The organism is Pseudomonas sp. NFX224 (genome assembly GCF_048565165.1).
In the GTDB taxonomy this organism is placed as follows: domain Bacteria; phylum Pseudomonadota; class Gammaproteobacteria; order Pseudomonadales; family Pseudomonadaceae; genus Aquipseudomonas.
The window spans coordinates 3,981,178-3,998,591 of record NZ_CP183416.1; the positions used below are offsets into that span (position 1 = coordinate 3,981,178).

Genomic DNA, 17,414 nt, shown 5'->3' on the forward strand with positions numbered 1-17,414 from the left:
CAAAGAGGGTTTCAAGTGAACAAGTGGTTGATTCCAGCGGTTGCCGCCGTAGCTTTGCTCAGCGGTTGTTCCAGCGTACAGCGTGGCTCGATTCCGGTAGTGGACTCCGGCACCACCGTTTCCAATAGCGAGCGCGTTTCTGCGAACGGTGGTTACCGTCAGACGACGGTCAAGCGTCCTGTGCAATCTCAGGCTCAGGAAATTCCGCAAGGCGATACCGGTGTGGTCGTGATGGTGCCGGGTGGTGGTGCAACGACGTCGACACCGATCAGCACCACGCCGATTACCCCGGGTCCGATTACGCCTGGGCCGATTGATACGTCGCCGGTTCAGTCCGCGCCGATCAATCAGGGCAGCTACAGCATGCCGTCGACACCGAGCGGAATTCCGTCGGCCAGCGCCGGTGGCCTGTCCGCTGACGAGCAGCTGGACGGTCCGGTCCTGGCGCTGTTGACCACCGCCCAGCAACAACAGGCCGGTGGCGACCTTAATGGTGCGTCTTCAAGTCTGGAACGTGCCCAGCGTGTTGCCCCGCGTGAACCGCAAGTTCTTTATCGCCTGGCGCAAGTACGCATGGCTCAAGGTGACGCGCCGCAGGCTGAGCAATTCGCTCGACGTGGCCTGACTTTCGCCAATGGTCGTCCGGCACTTCAGGCCAGCCTTTGGGAATTGATCGCCCAGTCGCGTGAGAAGCAGGGTGATTCTGCTGGCGCTGCATTGGCCCGCCAGAAAGCCAAGGTTACGTCGTAATGGATGCGCGCTTTCTTAAAATCGCCGATCAGTTGCTGCTGATCGAGCGTGAGCTGCGAGTGCAAGGCTGGTGGGACGACGCTCCGCCATCCGTCGAAGCGCTTTCCAGCGTCGAACCGTTTTCGGTCGACACACTGGACTTTGAGCAGTGGCTGCAATGGATTTTCCTGCCGCGCATGAAAGCGATCCTGGAGCAGGATCTGCCTTTGCCGAATGCTTCGGGTATTCAGGAAATGGCCGAAATGGTCTTCGCTGGTCGTAATGTCCAGGGCAAAGATCGCCAGCTGCAAGTATTGCTCAAAGAGTTTGATCTGCTGATCACCGCCGCCCGTTGATCCCCGTCCTTTGTAGGCGTCGCGCTGGGTCCGGGCGGCTCCTGCAGGCGATTACTGGCAGTTATCCGCGATCTGTTTCTGCGTTTCGCTTATGCGCTCTTTGCGCTGTGCGTCATCCAGGCGGCGCAATTCTCCCTCCACTTCCTCCCTGAGCCGCGGGTTGTTCTGCAACTGCGCAAGGTTGGTTCGCGCCTGATCACAAAACACCTTCAGTTCTGCCTGCTGCTCGGCGACCTGCTTCTTTACGCTGTTGTCGATGGCCCGTTGATCGCCTATTACGCCGCTGTTTGTGGTTGTGGGCGGCTTGCTGGCAGGAGAGGAGGGCGTCACCACTACGGTGGATTGCTGGCCTTGCGGTGGCTGCGCATCGAAATGGGTAACGCCTTGGGCGTCGACCCACTTGTAAATCTGCGCTGCCATGGACGGCGGGCTGAGGGCGACCATCAGGCCGGCAATGAAGAAGTGCGTACGCATGCCAATTCCTTGTCAAAAGTTGCGCAATTGAAGCTAACACACATGGGATTTATGGGTTTTTTCTTGCGTTCTCATGTGGTTACTAGAATAAAGCACATAGACGACTTGACTTGCGAAGGGCGAAACAGAAGAATCCAAAGTCCGCTGTACAGGGACTGCCAGAAGCAGACCCTCTCAGCAGATCATGAGGCGCACACCAGCGCCGACCTGTTACACCCGCAACGCGTTACCTCGCGCTGGGTGGGAGAGCCCCGCAACACTTGGGACGATCCCAATACTTGCTCAGTCAGTGCTGACGTAGTCGGCGACCACCGTCGCTCATGCTCTGCTGAGAAGTAAACCTATTAAGACCCGTCCCGTTTTTCGTGGGCGGTATTCTGGCGTTTTAGAGGTGAGCAACGTGGAGCTTTTATCTGGCGGTGAGATGCTTGTCCGCTTTTTGCGTGACGAAGGCGTCAAATATATCTACGGGTACCCGGGTGGTGCTCTTCTTCATGTTTACGATGCCCTGTTCAAAGAACCGGAAGTGACCCACATCCTGGTTCGTCACGAACAAGCGGCTACCCATATGGCTGACGGCTACGCCCGTGCCACCGGTAAAGCCGGCGTGGTACTGGTGACTTCCGGTCCTGGCGCAACAAACGCCATCACCGGTATTGCCACGGCGTACATGGACTCCATTCCGATGGTGGTCATTTCCGGCCAGGTGCCAAGCACCATGGTGGGCACTGACGCATTCCAGGAAACCGACATGATCGGTATCTCCCGGCCGATCGTGAAACACAGCTTCATGATCAAGCACGCGTCGGAAATCCCGGAAGTCATGAAGAAAGCTTTCTACCTGGCGCAATCCGGTCGTCCTGGTCCAGTCGTTGTCGATATCCCGAAAGACATGACCAACCCGGCCGAGAAATTCGAATACGTCTTCCCGAAAAAAGCCAAGTTGCGCTCCTACAGCCCGGCCGTTCGCGGTCACTCGGGGCAAATCCGCAAGGCGGCAGAAATGCTCCTGGCGGCCAAGCGTCCCGTGATGTACTCGGGCGGCGGTGTCATTCTGGGTGGTGGCTCCGCGCCGCTGACCGAGCTGGCGAAAATGCTCAACCTGCCTGTGACCAATACCCTGATGGGCCTGGGCGGTTTTCCTGGCACCGACCGTCAGTTCATCGGCATGCTCGGCATGCACGGCAGCTACACCGCCAACCTGGCGATGCACCATGCTGACGTGATCCTGGCCGTCGGCGCGCGCTTTGATGACCGTGTTATCAACGGTGCCTCGAAGTTCTGCCCGAACGCCAAGATCATTCACATCGACATCGACCCGGCTTCGATCTCCAAGACCATCAAGGCCGACGTGCCAATCGTGGGTCCGGTCGAGAGCGTCCTGACCGAAATGGTCGCGATCCTCAAGGAAATCGGCGAGACCCCGAACAAGGAGTCCGTTGCCAGTTGGTGGAAGCAGATCGACGAGTGGCGCGGTGATCGCGGCCTGTTCCCTTATGACAAGGGCGACGGCAGTGTCATCAAGCCGCAGGCTGTGATCGAGACTCTGTGCGAGGTGACCAAGGGCGATGCCTTTGTTGCTTCCGACGTGGGTCAGCATCAGATGTTCGCGGCGCAGTACTACAGGTTCAACAAGCCGAACCGCTGGATCAACTCCGGTGGCCTGGGCACCATGGGCTTCGGCTTCCCGGCGGCCATGGGCATCAAGTTGAGCTTCCCGGATGATGACGTTGCCTGCGTAACAGGCGAGGGCAGCATCCAGATGAACATTCAGGAACTGTCGACCTGCCTGCAATACGGTTTGCCGGTAAAAATCGTCATCCTGAACAATGGTGTGTTGGGCATGGTTCGCCAATGGCAGGACATGAGCTACGGCAGCCGTCACTCTCATTCCTACATGGAATCGTTGCCTGATTTCGTCAAGCTGGCGGAGGCTTATGGCCACGTTGGCGTGCGCATCACCGATTCGAAAGATTTGAAGTCGAAGATGGAAGAAGCGTTCGCCATGAAAGATCGCCTGGTGGTGATCGATATTTCGGTCGACACCAGCGAGCACGTCTACCCGATGCAGATCAAAGACGGCTCCATGCGCGATATGTGGCTGAGCAAGACGGAGCGTACCTAATCATGCGGCACATTATTTCCTTGCTTCTGGAAAACGAACCCGGCGCTCTGTCTCGCGTAGTCGGCCTGTTCTCGCAGCGTAACTACAACATCGAAAGCCTGACCGTGGCGCCAACTGAAGAGCCGACTCTGTCGCGTCTGACGTTGACCACTGTGGGTCACGATGAGGTCATCGAGCAGATCACCAAGAACCTGAACAAACTGATCGAAGTGGTAAAACTGGTCGACTTGTCGGAGAGTGCTCACATCGAGCGCGAACTGATGCTCGTCAAGGTCAAGGCCACCGGCGCCCAGCGCGCCGAGATCAAACGCACCACCGATATTTACCGTGGGCAGATCGTCGATGTCAGTGCCAGCGTTTATACCGTTCAACTGACCGGTACCAGCGACAAGCTCGACAGCTTCATTCAGTCCATTGGCACCGCTTCGATTCTGGAGACCGTCCGCAGCGGCGTCACCGGGATTGCACGCGGCGACAAAGTACTCAGCATCTAAACCAAATTAGCGAACGGCCTGAAAGGCCTGATATAGGGGAAATTCATGAAAGTTTTCTACGATAAAGACTGCGACCTGTCGATCATCCAGGGCAAGAAAGTTGCCATCATCGGTTACGGTTCCCAGGGCCACGCTCAAGCGTGCAACCTGAAAGACTCCGGCGTTGACGTTACCGTTGGCCTGCGTAAAGGTTCGGCTACTGTTGCTAAAGCCGAAGCCCACGGCCTGAAAGTGACCGACGTTGCTTCCGCTGTTGCGGCTGCCGACCTGGTCATGATCCTGACCCCGGACGAGTTCCAGTCCTCCCTGTACAAGAACGAAATCGAGCCGAACATCAAGAAGGGCGCCACCCTGGCCTTCTCCCACGGTTTCGCGATTCACTACAATCAGGTTGTGCCGCGCGCTGACCTCGACGTGATCATGATCGCGCCGAAGGCTCCAGGCCACACCGTACGTTCCGAGTTCGTGAAGGGCGGTGGTATCCCTGACCTGATCGCTATCTACCAGGACGCTTCGGGCAACGCCAAAAACGTTGCGCTGTCTTACGCTGCCGGCGTTGGTGGCGGTCGTACCGGCATCATCGAAACCACCTTCAAGGACGAGACTGAAACCGACCTGTTCGGCGAACAAGCCGTTCTGTGCGGCGGTACCGTTGAACTGGTCAAAGCCGGTTTCGAAACCCTGGTTGAAGCTGGCTACGCGCCGGAAATGGCCTACTTCGAGTGCCTGCACGAACTGAAACTGATCGTTGACCTCATGTACGAAGGCGGTATCGCCAACATGAACTACTCGATCTCCAATAACGCCGAATATGGCGAGTACGTGACCGGCCCGGAAGTGATCAACGCCGAATCCCGTCAGGCAATGCGCAACGCCCTGAAACGTATTCAGGACGGCGAATACGCCAAGATGTTCATCAGCGAAGGCGCTACCGGCTATCCTTCGATGACCGCCAAGCGTCGTAACAACGCCGCTCACGGTATCGAAGTCATCGGCGAGCAACTGCGCTCCATGATGCCGTGGATCGGTGCCAACAAGATCGTCGACAAAGCCAAAAACTAAGTCTGACACTTGTACGAAAAACGCGGCTTAGGCCGCGTTTTTTCGTTTGGACGGTCTGTTCTGGTATAAAGCTGCATCGTTTGCGATGCGAACCGTTGTCGCAGACACCTGTCGAAACTTTCCACCCCGTTGCAAGGTATTGTCCATGAGCGAACGTCCCGAAGAGCCAAAGCAGGCCTCTGACGCCGAAAGCCTGCTGCCCATCGATGAGCATGTCGAAGAAGGGCATGACGCTGAAGGCCGTAAAGTCCGGCATCGTGGCATCTATCTTCTGCCGAATCTGTTCACCACTGCGAACCTGTTCGCAGGGTTCTACTCCATCATCAACTCCATGAGCGCCCAGAGTGCCTTGAGTGCCGGTGATTCGATCGGTGCGAGTAAGTATTTTGCTTTCGCCGCCATCGCGATTTTCGTCGCCATGGTGCTCGACGGTCTCGACGGCCGCGTTGCCCGCATGACCAATACCCAAAGCGCCTTCGGTGCCGAGTACGACTCGCTGTCGGACATGGTCGCCTTCGGTGTTGCGCCGGCGTTGCTGGCGTTTGGTTGGGCATTGGGTGACATGGGCAAGGTCGGCTGGATGGTCGCCTTCATTTATGTCGCGGGCGCGGCGCTGCGTCTGGCGCGCTTCAACACCCAGGTCGGCACTGCCGACAAGCGCTACTTCATTGGTCTGGCCAGTCCGGCTGCCGCTGGTGTTGTGGCAGGGATCGTCTGGGCGTTCAGCGACTACGGGATTCAGGGCTCCAAGATGTCCTTCCTGGTGGCGCTGATGGTTGCAGCCGCAGGCATGCTGATGGTCAGCAACATCAAGTACAACAGCTTCAAGGAGCTGGACCTGAAAGGGCGCGTGCCGTTCGTGGCGATCCTTGCGGTTGTCCTGGTGTTCGCCGTGGTGTTCAGCGATCCGCCGCGCATTCTGCTGCTGGTGTTCCTCGCCTACGCAGCTTCCGGTCCGGTGCAGTACTTGTTACATCTTCGTCGGCGCAAAAGCGTCGAGTGATGTAATTTCCCTCATACTCCGCAGTCTGTTGGTGCATCTGTTCTCCAATGCTGCGGAGTAGCCATGCTGATCAAAGTCCCAAAAGCGTCCGACTGTCACGAGTCGGACGTCACGCCTGAATCTTTCTATCTTTCTCGACGCAATGTATTGGGTGCTACCGTTGCAGGACTGGCCGTGAGCGGCCTGCCTCGATGGGCAGTGGCCGATGAAACGGCGCGTTACCCGGATGTCGAACCTGGCAAGGCGCCTTCCTGGTTCAGCGAAAAGCTTCCTTCCACCAAATGGGGAGCGGTTAACGTTAAAGATGAGGCGATCACCCCCTTCAAGGATGCGACCCACTACAATAACTTCTATGAGTTCGGCACTGACAAAGGTGACCCCGCTGCCAACGCGGGTGCGCTGAAGACCGAGCCATGGACTGTGGTCGTGGACGGCGAGGTGGGGAAACCAGGGCGATACGCGCTGGAAGATTTCATGAAGCCTTATCAGTTGGAAGAACGTATCTACCGTCTTCGCTGTGTGGAGGCGTGGTCGATGGTTATTCCATGGATAGGCTTCCCCATTTCGGCCTTGCTCAACCAGGTCGAGCCTACGTCAAAAGCCAGATTCATTCGCTTCGAAACCCTGCAGGATCCCAATAGCATGCCGGGGCAGCGCTCTGGTTTTGCCTTGATCGACTGGCCTTATGTAGAAGGGGTGCGGCTGGATGAAGCGATGAATCCTCTGGCGATTCTGGCGGTGGGGATGTACGGGCGTGAGTTGCCGAATCAGAACGGGGCGCCGTTGCGTCTGGTAGTGCCATGGAAATACGGGTTCAAAAGCATCAAGTCCATCGTGCGGATAAGTCTTGTCAGCGAGCAGCCAAAAACCACTTGGCAGAGTATTGCCTCGGACGAGTATGGCTTCTACGCGAACGTGAACCCTACAGTTGATCACCCTCGCTGGACCCAGGCCCGCGAGCGACGACTGCCGAGTGGTCTGTTCAAGCCGAATGTGCGTGACACGCAAATGTTCAATGGCTATGCGGATGAAGTCGCTTCTTTATATGCAGGGCTCGATCTGCGGAAGAACTACTGATGCGATATTCGTTTTGGCGCGTGGGTGTTTTTGTTGCTGCGTCGATCTGGCCACTGTTGTGGTTGCATCAGGCTTGGGCGGATGTTCTTGGGCCAGATCCTGGGAAGGTGTTGGTTGATCGATTGGGGTTGGGTACGCTTGTGCTTTTGCTCATTACCTTAAGTATGACGCCGCTGCAGAAGCTCACTGGGTGGGCGGGGTGGATTGCTGTCCGGAGGCAATTGGGTCTTTGGTGCTTCGCTTATGTCGTACTGCACTTGAGTGCCTATTTGGCATTCATCCTTGGGTTTGACTGGTCGCAGCTGGGTGTCGAGTTGCGCAAGCGTCCGTACATCATTGTCGGCGCGCTGGGTTTTCTGTGTTTGTTGGCATTGGCGGTGACGTCCAATCGATACAGTCAGCGTCGCTTGGGTATGCGTTGGAAGAAGCTTCATCGCCTGGCTTATGTCGTTCTCGGGCTTGGATTGCTGCATATGCTCTGGATTGTGCGCGCCGATCTGAAGGAATGGGCGGTCTATGCATCTATAGGCGCGTTGCTATTAGCGCTGCGGCTACCACCGTTAGCCCGCCGAATCCCGCGTTTAATGGGCAAAAAGGGCTCTTCTGCCAAAAAGGCGTAAATAGTGGTTGACGGCAGATTTCAGGTGTCTATAATTCGCCCCACTTCCGGCGCAGTCGAAACGGAAAACTCCTTGGTAAACAACGAGTTACACGGTTTTCGGCAGCAAGTGTTTCAGCTCATCGAAGCCAAAAGGAAGTTGAAAAAGAGGTGTTGACAGCAGCGTGTAACGCTGTAGAATTCGCCTCCCGCTGATGAGAGATCTGAGGCGCAAGTGGTTGAAGTTGTTGAGGAATTCCTCGAAAGCTTCTGAAAATAATCACTTGACAGCAAATGAGGCTGCTGTAGAATGCGCGCCTCGGTTGAGACGAAAGATCTTAACCAACCGCTCTTTAACAACTGAATCAAGCAATTCGTGTGGGTGCTTGTGGGGTCAGACTGCTAGTCAACAGATTATCAGCATCACAAGTTACTCCGCGAGAAATCAAAGATGTAACCAACGATTGCTGAGCCAAGTTTAGGGTTTTCTCAAAACCCAAAGATGTTTGAACTGAAGAGTTTGATCATGGCTCAGATTGAACGCTGGCGGCAGGCCTAACACATGCAAGTCGAGCGGATGAAGAGAGCTTGCTCTCTGATTCAGCGGCGGACGGGTGAGTAATGCCTAGGAATCTGCCTGGTAGTGGGGGACAACGTTTCGAAAGGAACGCTAATACCGCATACGTCCTACGGGAGAAAGCAGGGGACCTTCGGGCCTTGCGCTATCAGATGAGCCTAGGTCGGATTAGCTAGTTGGTGAGGTAATGGCTCACCAAGGCGACGATCCGTAACTGGTCTGAGAGGATGATCAGTCACACTGGAACTGAGACACGGTCCAGACTCCTACGGGAGGCAGCAGTGGGGAATATTGGACAATGGGCGAAAGCCTGATCCAGCCATGCCGCGTGTGTGAAGAAGGTCTTCGGATTGTAAAGCACTTTAAGTTGGGAGGAAGGGTTGTAGATTAATACTCTGCAATTTTGACGTTACCGACAGAATAAGCACCGGCTAACTCTGTGCCAGCAGCCGCGGTAATACAGAGGGTGCAAGCGTTAATCGGAATTACTGGGCGTAAAGCGCGCGTAGGTGGTTCGTTAAGTTGGATGTGAAAGCCCCGGGCTCAACCTGGGAACTGCATTCAAAACTGACGAGCTAGAGTATGGTAGAGGGTGGTGGAATTTCCTGTGTAGCGGTGAAATGCGTAGATATAGGAAGGAACACCAGTGGCGAAGGCGACCACCTGGACTGATACTGACACTGAGGTGCGAAAGCGTGGGGAGCAAACAGGATTAGATACCCTGGTAGTCCACGCCGTAAACGATGTCAACTAGCCGTTGGGAGCCTTGAGCTCTTAGTGGCGCAGCTAACGCATTAAGTTGACCGCCTGGGGAGTACGGCCGCAAGGTTAAAACTCAAATGAATTGACGGGGGCCCGCACAAGCGGTGGAGCATGTGGTTTAATTCGAAGCAACGCGAAGAACCTTACCAGGCCTTGACATCCAATGAACTTTCCAGAGATGGATTGGTGCCTTCGGGAACATTGAGACAGGTGCTGCATGGCTGTCGTCAGCTCGTGTCGTGAGATGTTGGGTTAAGTCCCGTAACGAGCGCAACCCTTGTCCTTAGTTACCAGCACGTTATGGTGGGCACTCTAAGGAGACTGCCGGTGACAAACCGGAGGAAGGTGGGGATGACGTCAAGTCATCATGGCCCTTACGGCCTGGGCTACACACGTGCTACAATGGTCGGTACAGAGGGTTGCCAAGCCGCGAGGTGGAGCTAATCCCATAAAACCGATCGTAGTCCGGATCGCAGTCTGCAACTCGACTGCGTGAAGTCGGAATCGCTAGTAATCGCGAATCAGAATGTCGCGGTGAATACGTTCCCGGGCCTTGTACACACCGCCCGTCACACCATGGGAGTGGGTTGCACCAGAAGTAGCTAGTCTAACCTTCGGGAGGACGGTTACCACGGTGTGATTCATGACTGGGGTGAAGTCGTAACAAGGTAGCCGTAGGGGAACCTGCGGCTGGATCACCTCCTTAATCGACGACTCAGCTGCTCCATAAGCTCCCACACGAATTGCTTGATTCATTGAAGAAGACGAAAGAAGCAGCCCGAAATTGGGTCTGTAGCTCAGTTGGTTAGAGCGCACCCCTGATAAGGGTGAGGTCGGCAGTTCGAATCTGCCCAGACCCACCAATTTTGTGTGGGAAACGCCTGTAGAAATACGGGGCCATAGCTCAGCTGGGAGAGCGCCTGCCTTGCACGCAGGAGGTCAGCGGTTCGATCCCGCTTGGCTCCACCACTACTGCTTCTCTTGTATAAAGCTTAGAAATGAGCATTCCATCGGTAAGATGGTGAATGTTGATTTCTAGTCTTTGACTAGATCGTTCTTTAAAAATTTGGGTATGTGATAGAAAGATAGACTGAACGTTACTTTCACTGGTAACGGATCAGGCTAAGGTAAAATTTGTGAGTTCTCTTAGTTGAGAAATTCGAATTTTCGGCGAATGTCGTCTTCACAGTATAACCAGATTGCTTGGGGTTATATGGTCAAGTGAAGAAGCGCATACGGTGGATGCCTTGGCAGTCAGAGGCGATGAAAGACGTGGTAGCCTGCGAAAAGCTTCGGGGAGTCGGCAAACAGACTTTGATCCGGAGATGTCTGAATGGGGGAACCCAGCCATCATAAGATGGTTATCTTGTACTGAATACATAGGTGCAAGAGGCGAACCAGGGGAACTGAAACATCTAAGTACCCTGAGGAAAAGAAATCAACCGAGATTCCCTTAGTAGTGGCGAGCGAACGGGGACTAGCCCTTAAGTGGCTTTGAGATTAGCGGAACGCTCTGGAAAGTGCGGCCATAGTGGGTGATAGCCCTGTACGCGAAAATCTCTTGGTCATGAAATCGAGTAGGACGGAGCACGAGAAACTTTGTCTGAATATGGGGGGACCATCCTCCAAGGCTAAATACTACTGACTGACCGATAGTGAACTAGTACCGTGAGGGAAAGGCGAAAAGAACCCCGGAGAGGGGAGTGAAATAGATCCTGAAACCGTATGCGTACAAGCAGTGGGAGCCCACTTTGTTGGGTGACTGCGTACCTTTTGTATAATGGGTCAGCGACTTATTTTCAGTGGCGAGCTTAACCGAATAGGGGAGGCGTAGCGAAAGCGAGTCTTAATAGGGCGTCTAGTCGCTGGGAATAGACCCGAAACCGGGCGATCTATCCATGGGCAGGTTGAAGGTTAGGTAACACTGACTGGAGGACCGAACCGACTACCGTTGAAAAGTTAGCGGATGACCTGTGGATCGGAGTGAAAGGCTAATCAAGCTCGGAGATAGCTGGTTCTCCTCGAAAGCTATTTAGGTAGCGCCTCATGTATCACTGTAGGGGGTAGAGCACTGTTTCGGCTAGGGGGTCATCCCGACTTACCAAACCGATGCAAACTCCGAATACCTACAAGTGCCGAGCATGGGAGACACACGGCGGGTGCTAACGTCCGTCGTGAAAAGGGAAACAACCCAGACCGTCAGCTAAGGTCCCAAAGTTATGGTTAAGTGGGAAACGATGTGGGAAGGCTTAGACAGCTAGGAGGTTGGCTTAGAAGCAGCCACCCTTTAAAGAAAGCGTAATAGCTCACTAGTCGAGTCGGCCTGCGCGGAAGATGTAACGGGGCTCAAACCATACACCGAAGCTACGGGTATCACTTAGGTGATGCGGTAGAGGAGCGTTCTGTAAGCCTGTGAAGGTGAGTTGAGAAGCTTGCTGGAGGTATCAGAAGTGCGAATGCTGACATGAGTAACGACAATGGGTGTGAAAAACACCCACGCCGAAAGACCAAGGTTTCCTGCGCAACGTTAATCGACGCAGGGTTAGTCGGTCCCTAAGGCGAGGCTGAAAAGCGTAGTCGATGGAAAACAGGTTAATATTCCTGTACTTCTGGTTATTGCGATGGAGGGACGGAGAAGGCTAGGCCAGCTTGGCGTTGGTTGTCCAAGTTTAAGGTGGTAGGCTGGAATCTTAGGTAAATCCGGGATTCTAAGGCCGAGAGCTGATGACGAGTGTTCTTTTAGAACACGAAGTGGTTGATGCCATGCTTCCAAGAAAAGCTTCTAAGCTTCAGGTAACCAGGAACCGTACCCCAAACCGACACAGGTGGTTGGGTAGAGAATACCAAGGCGCTTGAGAGAACTCGGGTGAAGGAACTAGGCAAAATGGCACCGTAACTTCGGGAGAAGGTGCGCCGGTGAGGGTGAAGGACTTGCTCCGTAAGCCCACGCCGGTCGAAGATACCAGGCCGCTGCGACTGTTTATTAAAAACACAGCACTCTGCAAACACGAAAGTGGACGTATAGGGTGTGACGCCTGCCCGGTGCCGGAAGGTTAATTGATGGGGTTAGCTAACGCGAAGCTCTTGATCGAAGCCCCGGTAAACGGCGGCCGTAACTATAACGGTCCTAAGGTAGCGAAATTCCTTGTCGGGTAAGTTCCGACCTGCACGAATGGCGTAACGATGGCGGCGCTGTCTCCACCCGAGACTCAGTGAAATTGAAATCGCTGTGAAGATGCAGTGTATCCGCGGCTAGACGGAAAGACCCCGTGAACCTTTACTATAGCTTTGCACTGGACTTTGAATTTGCTTGTGTAGGATAGGTGGGAGGCTTTGAAGCGTGGACGCCAGTTCGCGTGGAGCCATCCTTGAAATACCACCCTGGCAACTTTGAGGTTCTAACTCAGGTCCGTTATCCGGATCGAGGACAGTGTATGGTGGGTAGTTTGACTGGGGCGGTCTCCTCCTAAAGAGTAACGGAGGAGTACGAAGGTGCGCTCAGACCGGTCGGAAATCGGTCGTAGAGTATAAAGGCAAAAGCGCGCTTGACTGCGAGACAGACACGTCGAGCAGGTACGAAAGTAGGTCTTAGTGATCCGGTGGTTCTGTATGGAAGGGCCATCGCTCAACGGATAAAAGGTACTCCGGGGATAACAGGCTGATACCGCCCAAGAGTTCATATCGACGGCGGTGTTTGGCACCTCGATGTCGGCTCATCACATCCTGGGGCTGAAGCCGGTCCCAAGGGTATGGCTGTTCGCCATTTAAAGTGGTACGCGAGCTGGGTTTAGAACGTCGTGAGACAGTTCGGTCCCTATCTGCCGTGGACGTTTGAGATTTGAGAGGGGCTGCTCCTAGTACGAGAGGACCGGAGTGGACGAACCTCTGGTGTTCCGGTTGTCACGCCAGTGGCATTGCCGGGTAGCTATGTTCGGAATAGATAACCGCTGAAAGCATCTAAGCGGGAAACTAGCCTCAAGATGAGATCTCACTGGAACCTTGAGTTCCCTGAAGGGCCGTCGAAGACTACGACGTTGATAGGTTGGGTGTGTAAGCGCTGTGAGGCGTTGAGCTAACCAATACTAATTGCCCGTGAGGCTTGACCATATAACACCCAAGCAATTTGACGCTCCTCGTTGAAGAAACGAGAGAGACCAGATTGCGGTGTGTGAAGACGCAATGAACCGAAAGTTCGATGCTCACAAAACACCAAGCTATCACATACCCAATTTGCTGAAGCGAGACCATCTGGTCACGAGTCAGTACCCGAATTTCTTGACGACCATAGAGCGTTGGAACCACCTGATCCCATCCCGAACTCAGAAGTGAAACGATGCATCGCCGATGGTAGTGTGGGGTTTCCCCATGTGAGAGTAGGTCATCGTCAAGATTAAATTCCGAAACCCCAATTGCGAAAGCAGTTGGGGTTTTGTTTTGGGCGAAAGAAAAGTGCGATCAGCCGCAACACAAATTTGCACAGTTATTTTTGGCCCAGGACACTAGAATAGGTCCAACTATTTAGAGTCAGAGCGCTTATGCCGGATCCGGTTGACGCCCAAGGGCTGTCAGAATTACCACTAGAAAATCTGGTTGCGTGCCATGAGTGCGACTTGCTGATGCGCAAGCCCGAGCTCGCTCATGGCGAGAAAGCCCTGTGTCCGCGCTGCGGCTACGAGCTCTACGCCAATCGCTATAACGTCGTACAGCGCAGCCTTGCCTTGGTCATTGCGGCGCTCTTGCTGTACGTCCCGGCGAACTTTTTACCCATCATGCAGCTCAATCTACTCGGGCAATCGTCGCATGACACTGTCTGGAGCGGTGTTGTCGCGCTTTTTGACACCGGTATGCAAAGCGTCTCAGTGGTTGTGTTCCTCTGCAGCATGGCAATTCCCTTGCTCAAGCTGCTCTGCCAACTGGTCGTATTGTTGAGCATCCGTTTTGATGTCGGACGCAGTTATGGCTTGTTGCTCTACCGCATTTATCACCATCTACGCGATTGGGGAATGCTCGAGGTTTACCTCATGGGCGTGTTGGTGGCGATCGTCAAACTGGCAGATATGGCGGCAATCAGCGTAGGCCTTGGCTTGGCCTGCTTCATTGGTTTGTTGCTGATTCAGGTCTGGCTGGAGGTCGTAATGTCGCCTCACCAGATCTGGCAGGCGTTATCAGGAGAGGATGCCCATGCGGGCGATTGATGCAGGCATTCTGATTTGCGCGGAATGTCATGAACTGAACAGGCAGGAAACTGATACCGATGAGCAAGTCTGCACACGTTGCGGAGCGCTGGTGCATGCCCGCCGCCCGAATAGTCTGGTGCGGACCTGGGCTCTGTTGATCACCGCCGCCATTCTCTACATACCGGCCAACATGTTGCCGATCATGACCGTGAACTCGTTGGGCAAAGGTGCGCCCAGTACGATCATGGCCGGTGTGATCGAGCTGGTTCACTACGGGATGTTTCCCATTGCGGCCGTGGTGTTTATCGCCAGTATCCTGGTGCCCACGTTCAAACTGGTGGGCATTGCGCTGCTGTTGTTTTCCGTACAACGACGACAGCCGCTATCGGCGCGTCAGCGTATCTGGATGTACCGCTTTATCGAGTTCATCGGTCGTTGGTCGATGCTTGATATTTTTGTCATCGCCATCCTGGTGGCTGTTGTGAATTTTGGACGGCTTGCCAGTATCGAGGCTAATCTCGGCGCGGTTGCGTTCGCCAGTGTAGTGATTTTGACAATGCTAGCCGCAGTAACTTTCGATCCCCGACTGATTTGGGATAACACGGAGTCGGACGACGACCATGACTGATTTGCCTGTAGCGAAAACCCGACCGGCCTCGAACTGGTCTGCCATTTGGGTGTTGCCCCTGATCGCCTTGATCATCGGCAGCTGGCTCGGCTGGCGTGCCTACAACGAAACCGGTATCGAAATTCAGGTGCGTTTCGAAAGTGGTGAAGGCATCCAGGCCAACAAGACCGAAGTGGTCTACAAAGGCATGCCAGTCGGTAAAGTGAAAACCCTGAAGCTCGATGATGAAGGTAGTTCCAAGGGCGTGATCGCCACCGTCGAGATGAACAAGGATGTCGAGCAATACCTGCGCACCAGCACACGCTTCTGGCTGGTGAAACCGAGCGTGACGCTGGCCGGTATTACCGGTTTGGAGACGCTGGTCTCGGGCAACTACGTCGCCATCAGCCCGGGCGAGGGCGAGCCGACCCGCAAGTTCAAGGCACTGGCGGAAGAGCCGCCGCTATCCGACGCACAGCCTGGCTTGCACCTGACGATCAAGGCCGATCGCCTAGGCTCGCTGAACCGTGGCAGCCCTGTGTTCTACAAGCAGATCAAGGTCGGCCAGATCAAAAGCTTCCTGCTGTCCGAGGATCAAAGCACCGTCGAGCTCAAGGTTTTCATCGAGCCGACCTACGCCAAACTGGTGCGCAAACACACACGATTCTGGAATGCCAGCGGTATCAGCATTGATGCCAATCTATCCGGCGTGAAAGTGCGAAGTGAGTCCCTAGCCAGCATCGTTGCCGGCGGTATCGCCTTTGCCACACCGGAAAACCGCAAAGACAGTCCGCCCACCGATCCGAGCCTGCCATTCCGTCTCTATGAAGATTTCGATGCCGCTGCGGCGGGTATCAAGGTCAAGGTCAAACTCAGTGACTTCGAAGGCTTGCAGGCCGGTCGTACGCCGGTGATGTACAAAGGTATCCAGGTCGGCACGCTCAAAGCGCTGAAGGTCGATCCGGATCTCTCGGGTGCCAGCGCCGAGTTGACGCTGGACCCATTGGCCGAAGATTACCTGGTCGACGGTACGCAGTTCTGGGTGGTCAAACCGTCTATTTCCCTGGCAGGTATCACGGGTCTGGAAGCATTGGTCAAAGGTAACTACATCGCCGTGCGCCCAGGTGACAAAGGCGCAGCGCCGCAACGTGAGTTTGTCGCACGCCCGAAGGCACCGCCGCTGGATCTGCGTTCGCCGGGCCTGCACCTTGTATTGTTCACCGAGAACCTCGGTTCGCTGGAAGTCGGTAGCCCGGTGCTCTACAAGCAGGTCAAGGTCGGTTCGGTACAGAGCTACCAGTTCTCGCGCAAAAGAAACCAGCTGGTGATCGGCGTCCATATCGAGAAGGAATACGAAAATCTGGTCAACGCATCCACGCGGTTCTGGAATGCGAGCGGCATCACGCTGACTGGCGGATTGACCGGCGGAATTCAAGTCAAAAGCGAGTCGCTGCAAAGCCTGATGGCCGGCGGTATCGCCTTTGAAACGCCGGAAGCCAAGGCACCGTTGCAGAAGCGAATCCCACGTTTCCGCCTGTTCGCCAGTCATGAAGACGCCAACCAGAAAGGCGCTGTTATCACGATCAAGGTTGAGCGCGCCGACGGCTTGCGTGCCGGTACTCCGATTCGCTTCAAGGGGCTGGATGTCGGCAAGATCGAGAACGTTGACCTCAGTGACGACCTGCAATCGGTGTTGCTCACAGCGCGCATCACCGAGGTGCCTGAGCGCATTGCCCGGGTTGGCAGCGAGTTCTGGGTGGTCAAGCCAGAGTTGGGACTGATCAAGACATCGAACCTTGAGACGTTGGTGACCGGGCAATACATCGAAGTGCAGCCGGCGGCGAAGAGTCTCGGCCCGCAGAAAAACTTCGTGGCCTTGTCCATTCCACCTGAAACCGCCAAGGCCGAAGCCGGGTTGAGTCTGGTACTGAGCGCCGCCCGCCGTGGCTCGCTGAAGGCCGGGGTGCCGGTGACGTATCGCGAAATCACGGTCGGCAAGGTGACCGGGTATGAATTGGGCCAGACCGCAGACCGCGTATTGATCCACATTTTGATCGAGCCTAAGTACGCGCCGTTGGTGCGCAGCGGTACGCGCTTCTGGAACACCAGTGGCTTTGATTTTGATGTCGGTCTGTTCAAAGGCGCGACCGTGAGGACCGAGTCGCTGGAAACCATGATCCAGGGCGGTGTTGCGTTTGCCACGCCGGATGGCGAGCGCATGGGCAGTGTCGCGCGACCGGAGCAGACGTTCCCGTTGTTCGATAAGTTCGAAGAGGAATGGTTGACTTGGGCGCCGAAGATTTCCCTCGGCAAGTAAGCTCAAGCAGAAATGAAAAAGGCCGCGATCCATTGGATCGCGGCCTTTTTTTATTC

General features: G+C 55.1%; 12 protein-coding genes, 2 tRNA genes and 3 rRNA genes. 16 read left to right on the plus strand and 1 reads right to left on the minus strand.

From position 1 onward, the window contains the following. Positions 1-15: 15 nt before the first annotated feature. Both ACNYC6_RS18085 and ACNYC6_RS18090 read left to right on the plus strand, forming a co-directional pair. The gene (locus ACNYC6_RS18085) at positions 16-750 is read left to right on the plus strand and encodes a tetratricopeptide repeat protein (RefSeq protein WP_419708550.1); all 735 of its coding nucleotides are present in this window, start codon (positions 16-18) and stop codon (positions 748-750) included. After that, positions 750-1,085, plus strand: coding sequence for a YqcC family protein (locus ACNYC6_RS18090; protein ID WP_419708551.1), 336 nt, complete (start codon positions 750-752; stop codon positions 1,083-1,085). The genes ACNYC6_RS18085 and ACNYC6_RS18090 overlap by 1 nt, the downstream gene beginning before the upstream one ends. Before the next feature lie 51 nt (positions 1,086-1,136). Here ACNYC6_RS18090 and ACNYC6_RS18095 read toward each other — a convergent pair whose 3' ends face one another. Next, entirely contained in the window at positions 1,137-1,559 is a 423-nt protein-coding gene (locus ACNYC6_RS18095; protein ID WP_419708552.1) for a DUF4124 domain-containing protein, read from the minus strand. 400 nt (positions 1,560-1,959) lie between these two features. Here ACNYC6_RS18095 and ACNYC6_RS18100 point away from each other — a divergent pair, with 400 nt between their 5' ends. The 14 genes from ACNYC6_RS18100 (at position 1,960) to ACNYC6_RS18165 (ending at position 17,358) form a co-directional block, all read left to right on the plus strand. Further along, complete coding sequence (locus tag ACNYC6_RS18100) at positions 1,960-3,684, plus strand: acetolactate synthase 3 large subunit (RefSeq protein ID WP_419708553.1); 1,725 nt, start codon at positions 1,960-1,962, stop codon at positions 3,682-3,684. A 2-nt stretch (positions 3,685-3,686) separates the two neighbouring features. Then, the gene (gene ilvN, locus ACNYC6_RS18105) at positions 3,687-4,178 is read left to right on the plus strand and encodes an acetolactate synthase small subunit (protein ID WP_419708554.1); all 492 of its coding nucleotides are present in this window, start codon (positions 3,687-3,689) and stop codon (positions 4,176-4,178) included. A 45-nt stretch (positions 4,179-4,223) separates the two neighbouring features. Further along, positions 4,224-5,240: a ketol-acid reductoisomerase gene (gene ilvC, locus ACNYC6_RS18110; RefSeq protein WP_007909969.1), complete on the plus strand. Its 1,017-nt coding sequence runs from the start codon at positions 4,224-4,226 to the stop codon at positions 5,238-5,240. A 145-nt stretch (positions 5,241-5,385) separates the two neighbouring features. Beyond that, positions 5,386-6,243: a CDP-diacylglycerol--serine O-phosphatidyltransferase gene (pssA, locus tag ACNYC6_RS18115; RefSeq protein WP_338583059.1), complete on the plus strand. Its 858-nt coding sequence runs from the start codon at positions 5,386-5,388 to the stop codon at positions 6,241-6,243. Positions 6,244-6,306: 63 nt separating this feature from the next. Next, positions 6,307-7,320, plus strand: a complete 1,014-nt coding sequence (msrP, locus tag ACNYC6_RS18120) for a protein-methionine-sulfoxide reductase catalytic subunit MsrP (RefSeq protein ID WP_419708555.1) — start codon at positions 6,307-6,309, stop codon at positions 7,318-7,320. Further along, complete coding sequence (gene msrQ / locus ACNYC6_RS18125) at positions 7,320-7,940, plus strand: protein-methionine-sulfoxide reductase heme-binding subunit MsrQ (RefSeq protein ID WP_419708556.1); 621 nt, start codon at positions 7,320-7,322, stop codon at positions 7,938-7,940. The genes msrP and msrQ overlap by 1 nt, the downstream gene beginning before the upstream one ends. A 486-nt stretch (positions 7,941-8,426) precedes the next feature. Beyond that, positions 8,427-9,963 (plus strand): 16S ribosomal RNA (locus ACNYC6_RS18130). An 80-nt stretch (positions 9,964-10,043) separates the two neighbouring features. After that, positions 10,044-10,120, plus strand: a tRNA-Ile gene (locus ACNYC6_RS18135). A 30-nt stretch (positions 10,121-10,150) separates the two neighbouring features. Then, positions 10,151-10,226 (plus strand) — tRNA-Ala (locus ACNYC6_RS18140). 246 nt (positions 10,227-10,472) lie between these two features. After that, positions 10,473-13,364, plus strand: a 23S ribosomal RNA gene (locus ACNYC6_RS18145). A 167-nt stretch (positions 13,365-13,531) separates the two neighbouring features. Continuing rightward, positions 13,532-13,647 (plus strand): 5S ribosomal RNA (gene rrf, locus ACNYC6_RS18150). Together the 16S, 23S and 5S rRNA genes with 2 tRNA genes alongside form the textbook arrangement of a ribosomal RNA operon. Positions 13,648-13,792: 145 nt before the next feature. Continuing rightward, positions 13,793-14,452 carry a paraquat-inducible protein A gene (locus ACNYC6_RS18155; RefSeq protein ID WP_419708557.1) on the plus strand — a complete coding sequence of 220 codons (660 nt, stop codon included), beginning with the start codon at positions 13,793-13,795 and terminating at the stop codon, positions 14,450-14,452. Then, positions 14,439-15,062, plus strand: a complete 624-nt coding sequence (locus ACNYC6_RS18160) for a paraquat-inducible protein A (RefSeq protein WP_419708558.1) — start codon at positions 14,439-14,441, stop codon at positions 15,060-15,062. Before ACNYC6_RS18155 ends, ACNYC6_RS18160 begins: the two co-directional genes overlap by 14 nt. Next, positions 15,055-17,358, plus strand: coding sequence for an intermembrane transport protein PqiB (locus ACNYC6_RS18165; RefSeq protein WP_419708559.1), 2,304 nt, complete (start codon positions 15,055-15,057; stop codon positions 17,356-17,358). Before ACNYC6_RS18160 ends, ACNYC6_RS18165 begins: the two co-directional genes overlap by 8 nt. Positions 17,359-17,414: the final 56 nt, after the last annotated feature.